The sequence below is a fragment of the Luminiphilus sp. nBUS_07 genome, from assembly GCF_051201685.1.
In the GTDB taxonomy this organism is placed as follows: domain Bacteria; phylum Pseudomonadota; class Gammaproteobacteria; order Pseudomonadales; family Halieaceae; genus Luminiphilus.
Map to the genome: position 1 here is coordinate 3,053,203 of NZ_CP179213.1, position 16,390 is coordinate 3,069,592.

Sequence of the window (16,390 nt, forward strand, 5' to 3'; positions counted from 1 at the left end):
GGTGCGGTGAACTTTCGAGTGGCAGCCCTACACCCATCACCCTGAATCCGGTGACCTTATTGGCAGCAATGTCTTACCGCCAAGCTTTTTAGAGGAGACATAGAGCGTCGCCTCACGTTTGACGCCGGCTGCCCCACTTACCCCCCCCTGCCAATCAGATAACCACGCAGTCCGCTAATGGATTGCTTCCCATGATTAGATCGCTGAACTCATCCCCGAGGCGTTGAGACTGACTCACACAGTGCTGCCAGTAACGCATTCGCTCCACCTCCGTCATTCGCCCAAAATCACGCCGGTCCGGAATTTTCCCCTGTGGCAGCGACGCCAAAAAAGCCTCTGAGGGACACAGCATAATTAAATGATCGGCCCCCGAGCATGGCTTCGAGCGCCAAGGCAGAAATTTATCAAACCAGCCCCGGGTAACTCGATTGCTAAAATGTGGATAAAGCCAAAGCCCCTCCTGCTTCAGCTCCTGCGGAGTAAAGTGATAGTCAATGATACCGCCATCCCAATAGGCACCTTTGGGCCCCCCGGGTACGTCAACCACCCCGTCGAATAAATACGGAATAGCACCACTAGCAAGCAGAGCACTGGACACACTGTGCTCCAGTAGCGGCACATAGCAGGTATTAAAGCCCGAGAGTAAGTCAGGCAACGGCTGTGCCTTGGCGTGGGCAAAGACCACTCGCTGAAACGACAGGGGTAAAGTACTGCGAGATAAAGCGTTACCCAAGCCGGCAGCGCCCAACCCCAATGCCAGCCCCGAGCCCCCGCTGCGGTTGGTCAGACCTCGACCCTTGGCGGTGACAATGTAATTTTGCAGCCATGGGTGCCCTGCCACTGCAGCAGCACCTTCTTCACCCAGAGCGGTCATCAACATCGTTTTACTGGCGGCAGTCACCTCAGCAACACTGGGCTTGGCAGAGCTATAGGTCTGGCGCAGGTAAACATCCTCGAACCGGTCAATGGCAGCAACGGGGTCATTCTGCGCAAGCAGTGCGTGGCGCCAGGAGCCTATCGAGGAACCCACAGCTTGGAGAGGTCTCTGCCTGCCGGGATGCAGCCAACGGCTCAACGCACGATCGAGTTGCCCCAGAATTAACCACTTCGGGCCCCCGGACGCGCCAATTAGCCCGTCAATAAGATTGGGTTGCCAACCTTCAGATGCCAATTGCGCCGCCGCAGCCCGCCCAACCCTGACTTCGAGAGCTTTCATAATTTCAGCGACCCACCCCGCGGCAACCCAGAATCCGGGCGTTGTGTTTTACCTGAAGCCCGCCAATACTCTGGCTTGAAACGTTCTCACAAGCCTCTTCCGAGGCGACGACATAACAGCGAAAGCCAAATGTTGTGGACACCGATTTCATTACCGAGCAGTTACCTCATACAGTGCAATGGCGACGGCCTGCACCAAACTGCCAACTGGGAGGTGTATTAGATGAGCCAGTGTGACACGGCAGCAAACCGCAGTAGTACGTCGCGCTAATGAAAATGCCGAAGGGCATTCCTAAATAAGTCGCTCACTATGCAACAGCGCTTCCTGCGGGCCAAGCCCCCTAATCCCGGTAATAACTGCAACCCTTGCCTGACGGCCCGGTAACGGTATAATCGCGATCCTTTCTAGGACCATAGCTCAGTTGGTTAGAGCGCTACCTTGACATGGTAGAGGTCGGCGGTTCGAATCCGCCTGGTCCTACCAAAATTGACGTAAGTCATTGATTTACCGAAAGTCGCACCAGCCACAGTGGACACAAATCGCCCAATTTAGGGTATTGATCTACTAGCGATGAACGGAGGTCATAATGACTACCTTTCGAGAAGTTGTAGAGGCTTGGATTGCCTCTAAAGAGCACTGCGCCGGCTCGCTGGGCCGCATCCAATTCTGGGTCGATCAATTCGGTCACCTACCCATCACTGAAGTCAGTGAGGACGACGTCGATCGTGCTCTGGAAGTCCTTGTATCAAGAGGCAAACTCAAACCCGGCCGAAACGGACGCCCCGCGACCTCAACCGGCGAGCCCTTGGCAGGAAGCACCGTGAATCGGTTTATTTCGACCCTGGCTGGTATCTTCAAGTACGCCAGACGTGTCCGAGCCCTACCCCGCTCCCACACCCCCCCAACACGAGGCATCGAAAAGGCGCCTGAACCCGTCGACCCCGACAAATATTTCCGACCTGAAGAGGTCGATGACCTCATCAAAATCGCTCGGGTCGTTGATCAAAAATGGCGGAAGATGCCCGCGCTCATCATCCTTGGTTTCCACACAGGACTGAGGGTAGGAAACCTGCTGAATCTCAAGTGGCAGGACATCGATCTGGAGGCCAGAACAGCCTCTGTGGCAGTCACAAAGAACGGGAGGCCGCATATCGCTCCGCTTACTGATCGTTGCATGGAAGAGCTGTCCAGGCTCCGCAGAGGGCATCCCAATGAGCTGGTATTCGCTAGCTATCGCAACGATGGACCGTTTAATTACCGGACTTTGTGGGGCAAGGTATGCAAGGAGGCCGGTTACGAGGGCCGGACATTTCATTGGCTCAGACACGGCTGCGGGTCCGCCCTAGCCACCGCTGGGGTCTCGCAGGCCCAGATCATGCAGGTCATGGGCCATCGGACACTGGTAGCCTCGGCGAGGTATATGCACAGCAACGTGAACGACCGACAAGCTGTCGTAGGGAGGGTTTTCAAATGAAGGGCTCAGCAAAGTCTTCTCGTCACCCCCTGATTGAGCTCGTACTTAAGGCGGGCGAAATTGAGGATCTCTCCGCATGGAAAGATGAACAACGGGCTACTCGTGTAATAGAGATAATCAATAAGCTGAAACGCGACGGCGTCGAGTTTGACAAAGGTGGCGCTGAATCACTTGTCGATTTAGCAATCACAGTTTACGAGCTGGAGACTGCAGCAGTCTTGACAGGTATGTCACTGCAGCTAGACCCCGCTTTAACGGGCCAAAAGCTAGCAATAGAGGTGCAGCGACGGATGCTTGAGAAAGCTGCTCAGCTATCAATGCATAGCGTCGCCACCACCAAATCTAATCTGGATAGAAAAAGCTTGCCTGACCCAGAAACGTTCAGATGCTTAGTAGAGGCGTTTCTCGAACTGTTCAATCAAACTGGGAAACCACCCGGAGGGCAAAAACTAGCGACACGCTCACGGCAAATCATGGCCGCAAAATCCATTCCTCTAGCAAAGCGAGACTGGCTCACGCGCTATCGCGCAGCTAAGTATGCATCTGAACTGCGAGAGGCTTTTGAAATGTAAGCCCTGCTCTCTGCAGCCTCGTCACTACTCGCAATAAATATGCAGGTCCAACTTATGGGCCTGCAATTCCCCACCTCAGAATTCTCTCAACACCGTGGCTGGTGCAATTTCTGGGAGATTTTATGAACGCTCAACCATCTGAAAGCCTTACCAAGCTCAGGCCCCTGCACAAGTGGCATGAGCAGCACGTAAGGCATGGCGGGTCAGTGTTCCCTACTTACGCATCTCTGAAATGGTTTGTCCGGCAAAGGCGCGAGGACCTATTAGCGTCAGGAGTTTTTATCCCTGGCAAAGGCGGAAGGCCCAACCTTGTCACACCTCAGTTTGGGGATGCTGTTTACAAAATTTTGTTCAAGGGCATCACGCCCGAGTAATTGAATTTCAAAAATATGGCTGTAAGGGCGAGCCAAGATTTGCTGATGAAGCAATGGGTGTGGCGATGACCCCCAGCTGGGTAAACGGGTAACCCTCTTTGAAAAGCTCGTATGAGCAGGCTCTGCTAGACAGCAACCTGCGGATAGCTGGCAGTCGTTGGTATGGCAAGCCAGTGGTTCTGCGTTAAGAGGCAGCGCGCAACAGGGAGACCGCTCAACCACCCCTGACCCATGTGGTGACGCTATACCAATGAGTTCGATCGACGGAACGGCTCCGAAGGTCATCTCAGCTTGGCCCCTTGCGGGCTAAGTCACGCCCAAAAAATGTGCGGACGGTGAGTTCGCACTCTGAAACTCACCAAAGGTCATTTCTATTTGGCCAAACCCTTATCTACAAACGAAGGAGACGTTAATGCCGAGTTGGATCGATACAAAAGTTAGAGTTACGGGGTCGTCACAGAACCTCGGGGACATTCACGAACGCTGTTTCAAGGACCGCATTGGAGGCATTACTGAGCAAGTATGGCTATCCAATTTCGTACCGATCGGTACGAAGTGTGGCGAACCAAAAAAAATAAACTCGCTATCTGATGCAAATTGGACGCTAGTGCAAACCGTCGGTGCAATTTCAGATGTAAAAGCACTGGATTTTAAATTTTCTAACACCGAGGCAGACCGCTACGAGATAACGTTTCGCACATGTACAGTCGCCGGTCCACCGATCACGGGGTTGCGTGCGATGGCTCACGCCCTATGTGAATTAACCTCTAAGATTTCGATAGAACTGAATTACGAGGACGACTTTGACGACCGATGGTCCGGTGCACTCACAATCACCTCCAACGAGCAGAGTCCCGAATTCAAAATTATTGGCCATGAGACTCGGTTCCGATTGTTACGCAATGAGGATGGGAGCGGCTATGACTGTGAAACCGAGTATTACGAGACGTTCGATGGGCGATGGTCTAACACACAAGGGTTTCAGTCAGAAATCGACTGGCTACGATAGGCATCTGACCACGACGTGTGCAATGCTCATAATCAAAGCGCGCGTCGCCGATCAAAGCTCTTTGGTGTTCCTCAGAAATGTAGACGCTCTGAGTCCCTCACCATGTTAACCACTGCCGCATATCGTTAATCTGAGATTGCGGCAGGCGACCAGGGGTAGATGAGGCAGTGTAAAGCCTCTCTTCCTCTCGCCAGTCGCAGAGGATGGTGAGGCTGGTTGTAGCTTGGGGCGCATGTTGTCATTTGTTTACATTTGCTAGCGGGGGGGGGGGGGGGGGGAGATGGCAATTCGATACATCACAGGTCGCGGCGGGAGCGGTGTCGGAGGCCTAAGCGCCCATCTCGCTACCCTTGACGACGACTTCGACGTACTCCCAATTGACCCAGAGTTTTTGCTGCAAGATATTCAGGGGCAGGTTGATTCAACCCGAGAATTTATCAACCTAGAGTCAGGTAACATCATTGCCAACAGTTACGGTGCATACCTACTGCTGTTGTCACTCATTGACCAACCGCCCCTTCCTGTCCGCACCTTACTGCTTTCACCAGTGCTAGGCAGAGCCATCAGTGAAGAGCGTATGTTATTTAGCCGGCCACCGCGGGAGAAAACACTTCATCTGGCGATCTCTGAGCAAAGGCTGGGCATGCCTGACCATTTAGAGATCGTAACGGGAGAGGAAGACGAAATCTGTGATCCCGCCCTGGCAAGGCTGATTGGTGAACAGATGAACATCCCAGTATCGATATTGCCTAACGAGGGGCATATGCTAGTGCCCTCCAGTGTCGAGCACGCACTGAACCGCTTCTTGTCAGTTAGGGAACACAATCTGTGACCAAAGATGCCAAATTCCGTTTTCTTAGTAAGCTAGAGGAAATGGCTGAAGCGCTATACCGGTCTGGGGACTCTGTATCTCATGATGCCGCTTGGGAACGGCGGAGGAATTATCTCTGGGGTTACTGCAGTGCGGGCAAAACCATTGAGCTAGTAGGCGCCGAAGAAATACAACATATGATCGACCGAGCGCATCTGAAGGTTTATGGAGAGGCCCGATCTGCTCGAGCTGAACGCCTGAAGCCGCTAGGTGATGGCTCAGAGGCGCCTGACTGGGACGCTTTTGATGAGCCTACCTTTGAGCGAAGGCAGCAATCGGAAAACTCTTAATCACTACCTTACAAAGGCACAAGCGCGATGGTGGCATTCGGGCTTGTCTGCCTCATGTTGGCGGTGGCTTACCTGTGGCGGGTACGTCAAAGTCATCGCTTGCATTGAGGATCAGGACATCATCGACAGGTCCTGGCTCACTTACGTGATAAAGAGCTGGCCACCCCTTCCCTACCGCTACTGACACCACCATCTCGAGCACCCCCTGAGACATTGCCTCTTTTCGCTGGTAAGGAATCCAGTTCAACAGCACTCAATCAGCAAGGAAGCCACTGAGAAATCCGTTGGTATGGAGCTGTTCGTGCCCGGTTTAGAAGGTGAGCGAAAAAGATCTACAAGACCAGCAATGCGAGTACTAACCGCAGGCACTCTCTGAGCTTGCATCCATGATCTCATGCCTCCACGACCATTTTCTGGACGACCAGCTACTCTCGACACCCCATTTATACTTCCTATACTTCGAAAAAGCTATAAATTGACAAGAGAAAAATCTAATAGCACTTAACATCATAGAAGTTAGAATACGCGTGAAGTGTCTTTTCAACTTAATGCGTATATAAAAAATAGAGGCAGTGGTATGAAAACGACGTTATTTTTGATTACTTTGATTTCCGTGGTATTGAGCGTTTCAAACACGCAGGCTCAAGAGAGCGGTTCGGTGACAACAATTGAATCAAACGACACGCCTCATTCTTCGAAACCCAATATGACTGAGATGTTTGGACCCGACTATAAGAAGGGCGATATCGGCCATAGCACAGGGGCTATTAAATCAATAACTCTTGGTCGTGATTTGGTGATTGAGCACGCAGAAATTCATGGCACCGGCATAGAAGCTGCTGTCACGGGCTTTGAAGTACTCGACAATGCTGATATTTCCGAACTTTCAGAGAATGATCATGTCGAATTTTTGGTGAAGAGAGGTGATGACAACGTATATCGGCTTCTCTCGATCTGTAATATGGGTGCCGAAAAGCTCAAATGCCTTTAACGGTATTTCTCGGCAGGGTTGATTCACATCAATTGAATTGTTGATTAGGTCTGCTATTATTTAAAAATGACAACCAGAATGTTCGCCGCCGTTTTTTTGCTTATCTCACTGCTTACGCAGCAAGTGAGCGCTGGCGTAATGGCTGCTGCAATGTCTGGTGATTTCAGTTCTTCCATGTCTTCTGAAATGAGTTCAGGTCAGATGATGAGTATGTCTCATCAACATCACCAAATTGCTTCTGGTGCAGACATGAACGATGATATGGATATGGAGGGCATGGATTGCTGTCAGAATGACTGCGCTAATTGCCTGGCCAGTTGCCAGCACATGATGTTTGGCACCCCATTAAGGTTTTCATCAACAAACTTCAAAGAAGCTATTCAGCTAAATTCTTCCGAACCTCTGGTTCAATCCCCAACTTCTCCCTTTAGACCCCCCATCGCGGCCTAACTCAGGATAGTTGTGCCTGTAATTTGGGCGCGCTTCTTATGTTTTAGGTGAGGGCATTGCTCTCAGTCTTTTAGTCCCCTCAATTTTTATGCGTGAACAGCGCATTGTCGTATGGGGCTCAACTCGCGTTGGGAGTTTCGATGAATTTCTTTATCCGTTGTGCGCTATGTGCAACATTTGTCTCGGTTGCCGAACTGACGTTTGCGCAACCGCTATTGACCATGGATCACGCCGTCCGTTTAGCGCAGGAAAACGATCCTTGGCTTGATGGCAGCCTTTTACGCCAGCAGGCAACAGAGGCACAAAGCCTGGCCGCAGGCGCGTTGCCTGACCCAACTGTCTCCATTGGTTTTGCCAATGTCCCCATAGATAGTTTCGATTTTGGCCAGGAGCCAATGACCCAGGCGGTAGTGGGCGTGGGCCAAACCTTTCCTCGCGGGGATACCCGGAAATTGCGCCGCCAGCAGCTGCTTGAGATCAGTGTGCAGCAACCTTTAATGCGTTCAGACAGGCGCGCCAAGGTTGCGGTGACGGTCAGCCAGCTCTGGTTGGAGAGCTATAGATATAGCGAAACCATTCGTTTGATTGAGCAAGACCGTAGTTTGTTTGACTACCTCGCTGACGTTGCCGAATCAGCTTACTCAAATGCTCTGGGTCACACGAGTCAGCAAGACGTGATTCGAGCACAGGTCGAACTAACACGACTCGATGATCGTTTGGCTGCGCTGCGTCAGCAGAACGATGTGGCCTTGGCAAAGCTCTCTGAGTGGTTACCCAGCTCAGAGATGACATCGTTACAGATCAGTGGAGAGTTACCCGAGTTATCTATCGATAGCCCACAAAATGGAATATCCCGTTCTGCTCTGAGCGAATCTGAAATCACCCACGCTCTGCTGGCCCATCCCAGCTTGCAAGTCCTTGACCAAACTATTCAAGCCAGTAGCACGGGTGTGGCGCTGGCAAAACAAAAATATAAACCTCAATGGGGAGTGAACGCGAGCTACGGCTATCGGGACGATGATCCAACGGGCGCTGATCGAGCAGATTTCTTCTCGATAGGGGTCAGTTTTGATGTGCCGCTATTTACGGGAAATCGTCAAGACCAGGAATTGCGATCTGCTATCGCCAGTCAAGAAGCCACGAAAACCGATAAGGCTCTGGCTTTACGCACGATGCGCGCGAGTCTCGATTCTGCGTTATCTGCACTTGATCGACTAAACCAGCGCAGAGAGCTTTACGAAGGGCGTTTACTGAATGAAGTTCATGATCAAGCTGAAGCCACACTCAATGCCTATACCAATGACAACGGTGATTTCGCTGAAGTGATGCGAGCTCGCATTGCCGAGCTGAATACCAACATCGATTTTCTCAATATCCGTATCGACCGCCTAAAAACCATTGCGGAGATCAATTACTTTTTTCCCAGCGCAGCGTCCGATTCACAGGGCGATAGAGCGCAAATTGGAGTGCGTTAACGTGAATGACTCTACGAAAAAAACACTTGGCATCGTCTTGGCTGCGGCGCTGATAACCGGCGTAGCGACCTATTTTTTGACGATTCAAGTTAGGTCTGGTCACGAAAACCTGTCTGATCGAAATGAGGCAGAAATAACCGATTCGTTGGCGATGCCTGATGACCGGGAGCCTTTGTATTGGGTCGCGCCGATGGACCCCAATTATCAACGCGATGAGCCTGGAAAGTCCCCCATGGGCATGGATTTGATTCCGGTCTATGCCAGCGAAGCCGGTGGTGTCGATGAGGGTATCGGCACCATTCGAATTTCGCCTGATGTTGTCAATAATCTGGGTGTACGAACAAGTCCTGTGGAGAGACGTGAGCTGAATGCAGAGATTACGACCGTTGGCTATGTGCAATATGACGAAGATCAGCTTATTCACGTTCATCCCAGGGTGGAAGGTTGGGTGGAAACACTTTTTGTAAAAGCGGAAGGTGATCCGATCGAAGCAGGGGAACCGCTCTATCAACTGTATTCACCGCCACTAGTGAATGCCCAAGAAGAACTCCTATTGGCAATTGGACGGGGCAATCCTCGCTTGATTGAGGCTGCCGAAGAAAGACTAAAAGCGCTACAGATAGACGACAAGGTCATCGACGAGATAAAGCGTGCTGGCAGTGTTCAGCAACAGATCACGTTTTATTCACCAATGAGCGGCGTCGTCGACAACCTGAATATCCGCGAAGGGTTCTATGTCCAGCCCGGTACCACGTTGCTCTCAATAGGCTCATTGGATCAGGTGTGGGTCGAGGCAGAGGTCTTCGAGCGCCAAGCAGCGCTGGTCGAGTTAGGCCTTCCAGTCAGCATGACGTTAGATTATTTGCCCGGTCGGGAATGGCAGGGCGAAGTTGATTACATCTATCCAAGTCTCGACAACAAAAGTAGAACGCTCCGCGTTCGTCTGCGATTTGATAACGCCGATGGCCTGCTCAAACCAAATATGTATGCGCAGGTCGTTATTCAGGTGGCGTTGGATGCACCTGTTTTGGCGGTGCCTCGCGACGCGGTGATTCGAACCGGGAATCAAAACCGGTTGGTACTGGCCCTGGGTGAAGGCTATTACAAGTCTATTGCGGTGGATCTGGGTCGCGTGACTCAGGAATACGTTGAAATACTCAACGGGGTGGAGGAGGGCGAAGCCGTGGTGACGTCTGCGCAATTCCTCCTCGATTCTGAATCCAGCAAAACCTCCGATTTCAAGCGGCTACATCATGGCGATAGCGATACGGAGATCAGCGCCGAAAGCAATGTCGTCACTAACGACGGCAATACCAATAGTCACGATGACAATATGTCAGACATGGTCGGTGACGAAGATGCGGAAACGGTCTGGGTGGAGGCTGAAATAAAGTCTGTTACGCCAGAAACGCGTGTCCTGAGTGCGGAGCATGAACCCGTTCCCCAGTGGCAGTGGCCCTCAATGACTATGAATTTTTTCGTTGCTGAAGAGGTCGATTTTAATCAGCTTCAGGCGGGGACGCAGTTGCATATGCAAATTGGTATGCGTGCCGATGGTCAATACGAAATTAGCGCGGTGCACATTATGTCGCAGCCGCCATTTAATGATCAGCCTTCAATGGACGCCGAAGGCTCTTTACCTGCTGAGGGCTCTGAAATGACGGATCACTCTCAGCATCAAATGATGCATAACGAGTAGGGCGGCTGAAATGATTGAATCCATTATTCGGTGGTCCATTGGCAATCGATTTTTTGTCCTACTTGCTACCGTCATTCTGGTCGGAATGGGCTTATTCTCGCTGAAAAATACGCCAGTTGATGCCATTCCTGATCTATCCGATGTGCAGGTCATCATCAAGACGAGCTATCCAGGCCAAGCGCCCCAGGTTGTCGAAGACCAAGTGACCTATCCACTTACCACGGCGATGCTATCGGTGCCCGGTGCAGTGACCGTCCGAGGATATTCCTTTTTCGGTGACTCTTACGTCTATGTGATTTTTGACGAGGGTACGGATCTGTACTGGGCGCGCTCGCGTGTACTGGAATACCTGAGTCAGGTTATGCCGTCTCTGCCAGAAAATGCCCGCCCGCAACTGGGGCCGGATGCGACCGGTGTCGGCTGGGTATACCTCTATGCACTGGTAGATCGCACTGGTCAGCACGATATCAGCGAGCTGCGTGCGCTACAGGACTGGTTCCTTAAATACGAGCTGCAAACCGTGCCAGGCGTTTCCGAAGTGGCGGCGATAGGCGGGATGGTCAAGCAATACCAGGTGACGGTTGATCCCGAAAAATTGCGTGCCTACGGAATACCGTTATCGCATATTCAAATGGCCATCAAACAGGCGAATCAAGAAGTCGGCGCATCGGTTGTCGAGATGGCTGAAGCCGAATACATGGTGCGTGCCTCCGGCTATCTTCAAAGTGAGAGTGACCTTAGCAGTATTCCATTGGGCGTGAGTGAGTCCGGTGTTCCTCTGCGTCTGGCGGATGTCGCGGATATCAATCTCGGCCCGCAGATGCGCCGTGGCATCGCTGAATTAAATGGCGAAGGTGAAACAGTGGGTGCAGTGGTAGTAATGCGCTTTGGCGAAAATGCGCAAAAAACCATTGATGGCGTCAAAGCCAAGCTGGAAAGCCTTAAAGCGGGGCTTCCCGACGGCGTCGAGGTGGTCACGGTGTATGACCGCTCCGGGTTGATTGAAAGTGCGGTCGATAATCTTTGGCACAAGTTGCTTGAAGAGCTTGTCATGGTGGGGCTGGTTTGCGTGGTGTTCTTACTTCATCTGCGCTCGTCTTTAGTCGCCATTATTAGTCTGCCTATTGGGATTCTCACCGCGTTCGTCGTCATGAACTTTCAGGGATTGAATGCAAACATTATGTCCTTGGGGGGCATTGCAATTGCGATTGGAGCCATGATTGATGGCGCTATTGTGCTGATTGAGAACCTTCACAAGCATCTGGAGCGCCACGACCAGATTACCAATGAAAAACGCTGGCAAATCGTGGCGGACTCTGCCTCTGAGGTAGGCCCGGCGCTGTTTTTCAGTTTGCTTATTATCACCGTCAGCTTTATCCCGGTCTTCACTCTGGAAGCGCAGGAGGGACGTATGTTCTCTCCGCTTGCCTTTACCAAAACCTATGCCATGGGAGCTGCAGCCGCACTGGCGATTACGCTGGTACCCGTGCTGATGGGCTACTTTATTCGCGGGAAGATTCTACCGGAGCAGAAAAACCCGGTGAATCGAGTGCTCATTGCCACCTATATGCCGGTACTGAAAAAAGTACTGCAATTCCCGAAGATCACCTTGCTTATTACGCTGCTTATCGCTGCTAGCAGTCTTTGGCCGTTGCAACGCATCGGCAGCGAGTTTATGCCTGCGTTGGATGAAGGCGATTTGATGTATATGCCGACAACCTATCCGGGCATATCCATAGGGCAGGCGAGAGAACTGCTTCAGCAGACGGACAAGCTGATCCGCACTGTACCGGAAGTGGAGACCGTCTTTGGCAAAGTAGGGCGTGCGGAAACGGCGACAGATCCCGCGCCACTGACCATGATCGAGACCTTCATTCAGCTTAAAGATCGCAGCGAATGGCGCGAGGGCGTCACCACGGACTCGCTAAAAAGGGAGTTTGATGCATTGGTGAAATTACCCGGTGTCACCAACGCCTGGGTGATGCCGATCAAAACGCGTATCGACATGCTCGCGACCGGGATAAAAACACCGGTCGGTATTAAAGTCGCTGGGGAAGACCTCAATCAAATCCAGCTTATCGGCCAACAACTTGAACAGATTTTGGCAGAGGTGCCCGGCACGGCCTCGGTTTATTCCGAACGGGTTGCCGGTGGTCGTTACATCAACGTTGATATTGATCGAGAAAAAGCCTCGCGCTTCGGTCTGAATATCGCGGATGTACAACAGGTTGTTGCGTCGGCTATCGGTGGTATGAACGTGACACAAACCGTGGAAGGTTTAGAGCGCTATCCCATTAATGTGCGTTATCCGCAAGCTTATCGGGATTCTCCCGAGCAGCTAGCCTTGCTACCTGTCATCACGCCCACTGGGCAACGCATTGCGCTTGGCGATGTTGCCAATATCTATGTTGAAAATGGCCCACCCGGAATCAAGAGTGAGAATTCGCGAATTAACGGCTGGACTTACGTAGACATCGAAGGCATTGACGTTGGCAGCTATGTAGAACAAGCCATGCAGACGGTCAGCGAAGAGCTGGAGTTACCCACTGGCTATTCCATCAACTGGTCTGGCCAGTATGAATATATGTTGCGGGCGAAGGAAAAGCTGACCTATATGGTGCCGCTCACTCTCGCGATCATTGTGATCTTGCTGTACGTGAACTTCGGGCGAGTCACGCCTGTGGCGCTTCTTGTATTCACTATGCCGATGTCATTGGTAGGAAGCGTTTGGCTGATGTACTGGCTCGGTTTCAACTTCTCCATCGCGGTCGGTGTTGGATTAATCGCCCTCGCAGGGATTGCGGTAGAAACCGGCGTGATCATGATCGTTTATTTGAATCAAGCGCTGCGAGAACTACATGAAAAAAGCAGCGTCGCTCAAAATCAGATAACCACAGAGATGCTTTCCGCTGCCGTATTGCGTGGTGCGGGTTTGCGTGTTCGCCCGGTCTTGATGACAGCGGGCGCCACCATTATCGGCCTGATACCCATCATGTTAGGCACAGGAACCGGATCAGAAGTCATGAGCCGGCTGGCAGCCCCCATGGTCGGCGGCATGGTCAGCTCGGTCTTACTGACTTTGCTGGTATTGCCCTGTATCTACTTTTTGTGGCAGAAATTTCTGCTTTCTAAACCTACTCAAACGAGTTTATTGAGTCATTCCCCAAAACCTAGCTCTGGAGCTAAATCATGAAACAACTCAGTCTAATTTTTACGCTGCTAACAGCACTTATTGTGGCAACCAATACTCATGCGCATACCGGCCTCGAAAGTTCGGTGCCGAGCAACAATACGATGTTGATGGAGAGCCTTGAGGAAATTGAGCTGCACTTTGCCAGCGAGGTCAATCTGATCAAGCTAGAACTGGTCGATAGGGCGAACGGTGAGTCCGTTTCGCTCGGTTTTAAGCCTACAACGGCAGCGGCAACCGATTTCAGCCAGCCGCTACCTGCACTGAAGATCGGTACCTACCAGGTCAACTGGGCGGCGATGGGCGCGGATGGCCACAAAATGGAAGGGGATTTCAGCTTTATGATGCATGTGGAATCTGATGCCGGAGCCATGATGCACCCTGACAGCGACCAAATGCATGGCGCTGAAGCGAGCCAAGGCGAATCCAGTCATAGCGGCCACTAATCCACAGTGGTCTTTGGTATGAATGGTTGGCTCGCAGGGCAGGTGGTTTGCAAACTACTGATCTACTTTGGTCTGGCGACTGTGATTGGGGGCGTTTTCTGTCTCAATTTAACCCAGGCTGCGCGAAACCTGATGGCTGTGCTGAGAGGCTATTTTCTAGTGTCCGTCGTGCTGGGTTTGCTTGCCTCCATTCTGTCTTTCTTCTTGAAGGTGGGATACCTCGCCGAATCTGGTGTTGGAGGTATGTTCGATAGCCTGTATCTGACGATCCTGTGGAGTTCATCCGTTGGTGCTGCCACCGCATGGCAAGCGAGTGGTTTTGGCATCCTTTTGATCGCCATTTTGTGGTTGGTTTCGGGGTCACAAACGAGTAAATCAACAGATGCGCTAGGCCCTTGGTTTATTTGGGCTTTGATTGCTCTGGGAGTGTTGATGGTGATCCGTTCAATCTCCATGGTCGGACACCCTGCAGGCATCAATGTGACCGCCCAAATAGCGATTGCACTGCATGCTTTCGCTGGACTCTGGTGGCTGGGGTCACTTGTGCCTTTGCACGCTTCCTGCACCAGGCTTGCGAACCCGTCATTACACCAGCTAATGCATCGTTTCGGGAACATTGCCCTTGTTGTTGTCCTTATGCTTCTCGCCACCGGGGGCTGGGTAGCGCTAGAGCTATTTACGTTTCCCGCAGAGCTGGTGACTACGGCCTATGGGCGCAGCTTTTTGATCAAGATCAGCCTCGTTATGGGGCTGCTTAGCTTTGCTCTCTGGCATAAGGCCCGTTTGGTACCCAGTCTTTTACACCGCCCCAGTTCGGCTCACAGCCTCAAACGTTCCATTCGTATTGAAACCTTTGTCGGTATTGCCGTGTTGATCGCCACAGCAATACTTACTACAGCGGTAGGCCCAGCTCATGTGTCTTAAGAAAGGTATTGACCTCTGTGTTGGACACAGGTGTAGCCTAAGTAATGACCAAGACCTTTGTTTAATTAATGGCTTTTTTTACTGGATTATCAAACTAAAGGTGCCTGTTGTATGCGTGTAAAAGAATTGGCTAACAAGCTCGATATTACTCCCGAAACGGTGAGGTACTACACCCGTATTGGTTACCTGAATCCTCCTAACGAACGAGGCAATAACTATCGTGATTATGGGCCCAATGAAGAACGCTATCTTCGGTTTATTTTGAATGCTCGGCGACTCGGTTTTTCCGTTAAAGATATTGGCGAGTTGCTTTGCCATGCAGATAAAGGTCGTTCTCCTTGCCCTGCGGCACGCAGCTTAATAATAGAGCGCCTAAAAGAAACTGAGCAGCGCTTTCAAGAAGCACAGGAGCTAAGAAAGCGCGCTACGCGACAGCTTTCAAGCCGAACGCGGCTGACCTTCCTCGCCACAGACATATTTCCTGAACCACAGTCTTCGGTGTAGATTATCAGGTGTCCACGCGCGTCTTGGTGCGGCCAATCGGCCTTGACATGGTAGAGGTCGGCGGTTCGAATCCGCCTGGTCCTACCAAATGACAAACCCTCGCCATCGGCGGGGGTTTTTCGTTTGGGGGTTTAGCTGGTTTGAAGCGCCGAAGGCGGTCGACAAATCACGACCCAAGGAGTGATTTGCATGGAGTCGCTTGCGACGACACCCGAAGGGTCAAAACGCGAGATGCAATCGCGTTTTGATTAATCCGCCTGGTCCTACCAAATTTCTAAGCTGCTGTTTTTATGAAACTTTATTTCTTTCGGAATCATGCGTTTTAACGTGTTTCTGTGCGTGGACACTACCGCGCAGAGATAGTGATCAAATCCGATAAGCGAATCTCATACTAACTTCGCCAGACTTATTGCCGTTTCGGATTTCACCTCTTCGATTACTACGTAAGTATGGGTTTGATCAATCAAAGGGATCATCGCCAGTTTCTCACCTAGAAACCTTTGATAGTCCTGCATATCTGAACAGCGGATCTTCAACAGAAAATCAAATCCGCCAGCCACCATATGGCAGCTTTCGACTTCCGGGAGAGACATCATTTCGCGAGAGAATTCTCGAAGGTTAGCCGTGCTGGTATTGGTGAGAAGAACCTGAATGAATGCCATTGTTGAGGCGTTGAGCTTGCGAGCATCGGCGAGCGCGACATAGCCAAGGATATAACCCTCCCGTTCCAAGCGACGAACACGGTCCAAGCAAGGAGTGGGACTGAGACCAACTTTTGATGCGAGTTTCACATTGGATAGACGGCCGTTTTGCTGCAGTAGCTCAAGAATTTTTCGATCAATGCGATCAAGAGACATAGTTAAAAATTCCTCAGTGTTAAATATCGGCATCTGAATTTTTACAAT

The 16,390-nt window shown here is 51.4% G+C and carries 16 protein-coding genes and 1 tRNA gene; 14 read left to right on the forward strand and 3 right to left on the reverse strand.

From position 1 onward, the window contains the following. Nucleotides 1-154: 154 nt before the first annotated feature. Nucleotides 155-1,216, reverse strand: coding sequence for a patatin-like phospholipase family protein (locus ACMAZB_RS13670; RefSeq protein ID WP_435217925.1), 1,062 nt, complete (start codon nt 1,214-1,216; stop codon nt 155-157). Nucleotides 1,217-1,622: 406 nt separating this feature from the next. Between ACMAZB_RS13670 and ACMAZB_RS13675 the strand changes: the two genes are divergently transcribed. The 6 genes from ACMAZB_RS13675 (at nt 1,623) to ACMAZB_RS13700 (ending at nt 5,806) form a co-directional block, all read left to right on the forward strand. After that, nucleotides 1,623-1,699 (forward strand) — tRNA-Val (locus ACMAZB_RS13675). 103 nt (nt 1,700-1,802) lie between these two features. Further along, nucleotides 1,803-2,690 (forward strand): tyrosine-type recombinase/integrase, encoded by an 888-nt coding sequence (locus ACMAZB_RS13680; protein ID WP_435217927.1) that lies wholly within the window; start codon nt 1,803-1,805, stop codon nt 2,688-2,690. Next, on the forward strand, nt 2,687-3,262 hold the full coding sequence (locus ACMAZB_RS13685; RefSeq protein WP_435217929.1) for a hypothetical protein: 576 nt from the start codon (nt 2,687-2,689) through the stop codon (nt 3,260-3,262). Before ACMAZB_RS13680 ends, ACMAZB_RS13685 begins: the two co-directional genes overlap by 4 nt. 786 nt (nt 3,263-4,048) lie before the next feature. Then, nucleotides 4,049-4,645 carry a hypothetical protein gene (locus tag ACMAZB_RS13690; protein ID WP_435217931.1) on the forward strand — a complete coding sequence of 199 codons (597 nt, stop codon included), beginning with the start codon at nt 4,049-4,051 and terminating at the stop codon, nt 4,643-4,645. A gap of 280 nt (nt 4,646-4,925) precedes the next feature. Then, the gene (locus ACMAZB_RS13695) at nt 4,926-5,477 is read left to right on the forward strand and encodes a hypothetical protein (RefSeq protein ID WP_435217933.1); all 552 of its coding nucleotides are present in this window, start codon (nt 4,926-4,928) and stop codon (nt 5,475-5,477) included. Then, on the forward strand, nt 5,474-5,806 hold the full coding sequence (locus ACMAZB_RS13700) for a hypothetical protein (RefSeq protein ID WP_435217935.1): 333 nt from the start codon (nt 5,474-5,476) through the stop codon (nt 5,804-5,806). Before ACMAZB_RS13695 ends, ACMAZB_RS13700 begins: the two co-directional genes overlap by 4 nt. Before the next feature lie 52 nt (nt 5,807-5,858). On the opposite strand, the gene ACMAZB_RS13705 is transcribed toward ACMAZB_RS13700, so the two are convergent. Then, the gene (locus ACMAZB_RS13705) at nt 5,859-6,053 is read right to left on the reverse strand and encodes a hypothetical protein (RefSeq protein ID WP_435217937.1); all 195 of its coding nucleotides are present in this window, start codon (nt 6,051-6,053) and stop codon (nt 5,859-5,861) included. A 330-nt stretch (nt 6,054-6,383) separates the two neighbouring features. On the opposite strand from ACMAZB_RS13705, the gene ACMAZB_RS13710 reads away from it, so the two are divergent. The 8 genes from ACMAZB_RS13710 (at nt 6,384) to ACMAZB_RS13745 (ending at nt 15,485) form a co-directional block, all read left to right on the forward strand. Further along, nucleotides 6,384-6,797, forward strand: a complete 414-nt coding sequence (locus ACMAZB_RS13710; protein ID WP_423850087.1) for a copper-binding protein — start codon at nt 6,384-6,386, stop codon at nt 6,795-6,797. 78 nt (nt 6,798-6,875) lie between these two features. After that, a complete protein-coding gene (locus tag ACMAZB_RS13715) occupies nt 6,876-7,247 on the forward strand; it encodes a hypothetical protein (RefSeq protein ID WP_423850086.1) in 372 nt (123 codons plus the stop codon). Between the two features lie 140 nt (nt 7,248-7,387). Further along, on the forward strand, nt 7,388-8,722 hold the full coding sequence (locus tag ACMAZB_RS13720) for a TolC family protein (RefSeq protein WP_423850085.1): 1,335 nt from the start codon (nt 7,388-7,390) through the stop codon (nt 8,720-8,722). A gap of 1 nt (nt 8,723) precedes the next feature. Further along, the gene (locus tag ACMAZB_RS13725; protein ID WP_435217940.1) at nt 8,724-10,421 is read left to right on the forward strand and encodes an efflux RND transporter periplasmic adaptor subunit; all 1,698 of its coding nucleotides are present in this window, start codon (nt 8,724-8,726) and stop codon (nt 10,419-10,421) included. A gap of 10 nt (nt 10,422-10,431) precedes the next feature. Further along, nucleotides 10,432-13,614 carry an efflux RND transporter permease subunit gene (locus ACMAZB_RS13730; protein WP_435217942.1) on the forward strand — a complete coding sequence of 1,061 codons (3,183 nt, stop codon included), beginning with the start codon at nt 10,432-10,434 and terminating at the stop codon, nt 13,612-13,614. After that, complete coding sequence (locus ACMAZB_RS13735) at nt 13,611-14,057, forward strand: copper resistance CopC family protein (protein WP_423850082.1); 447 nt, start codon at nt 13,611-13,613, stop codon at nt 14,055-14,057. Before ACMAZB_RS13730 ends, ACMAZB_RS13735 begins: the two co-directional genes overlap by 4 nt. Before the next feature lie 18 nt (nt 14,058-14,075). Further along, nucleotides 14,076-14,981: a copper resistance D family protein gene (locus ACMAZB_RS13740; RefSeq protein WP_435217944.1), complete on the forward strand. Its 906-nt coding sequence runs from the start codon at nt 14,076-14,078 to the stop codon at nt 14,979-14,981. A gap of 111 nt (nt 14,982-15,092) precedes the next feature. Then, complete coding sequence (locus ACMAZB_RS13745) at nt 15,093-15,485, forward strand: MerR family transcriptional regulator (RefSeq protein ID WP_435217946.1); 393 nt, start codon at nt 15,093-15,095, stop codon at nt 15,483-15,485. A gap of 386 nt (nt 15,486-15,871) precedes the next feature. Here ACMAZB_RS13745 and ACMAZB_RS13750 read toward each other — a convergent pair whose 3' ends face one another. Further along, nucleotides 15,872-16,342: an Lrp/AsnC ligand binding domain-containing protein gene (locus ACMAZB_RS13750; protein WP_435217948.1), complete on the reverse strand. Its 471-nt coding sequence runs from the start codon at nt 16,340-16,342 to the stop codon at nt 15,872-15,874. Between the last annotated feature and the right edge of the window lie 48 nt (nt 16,343-16,390).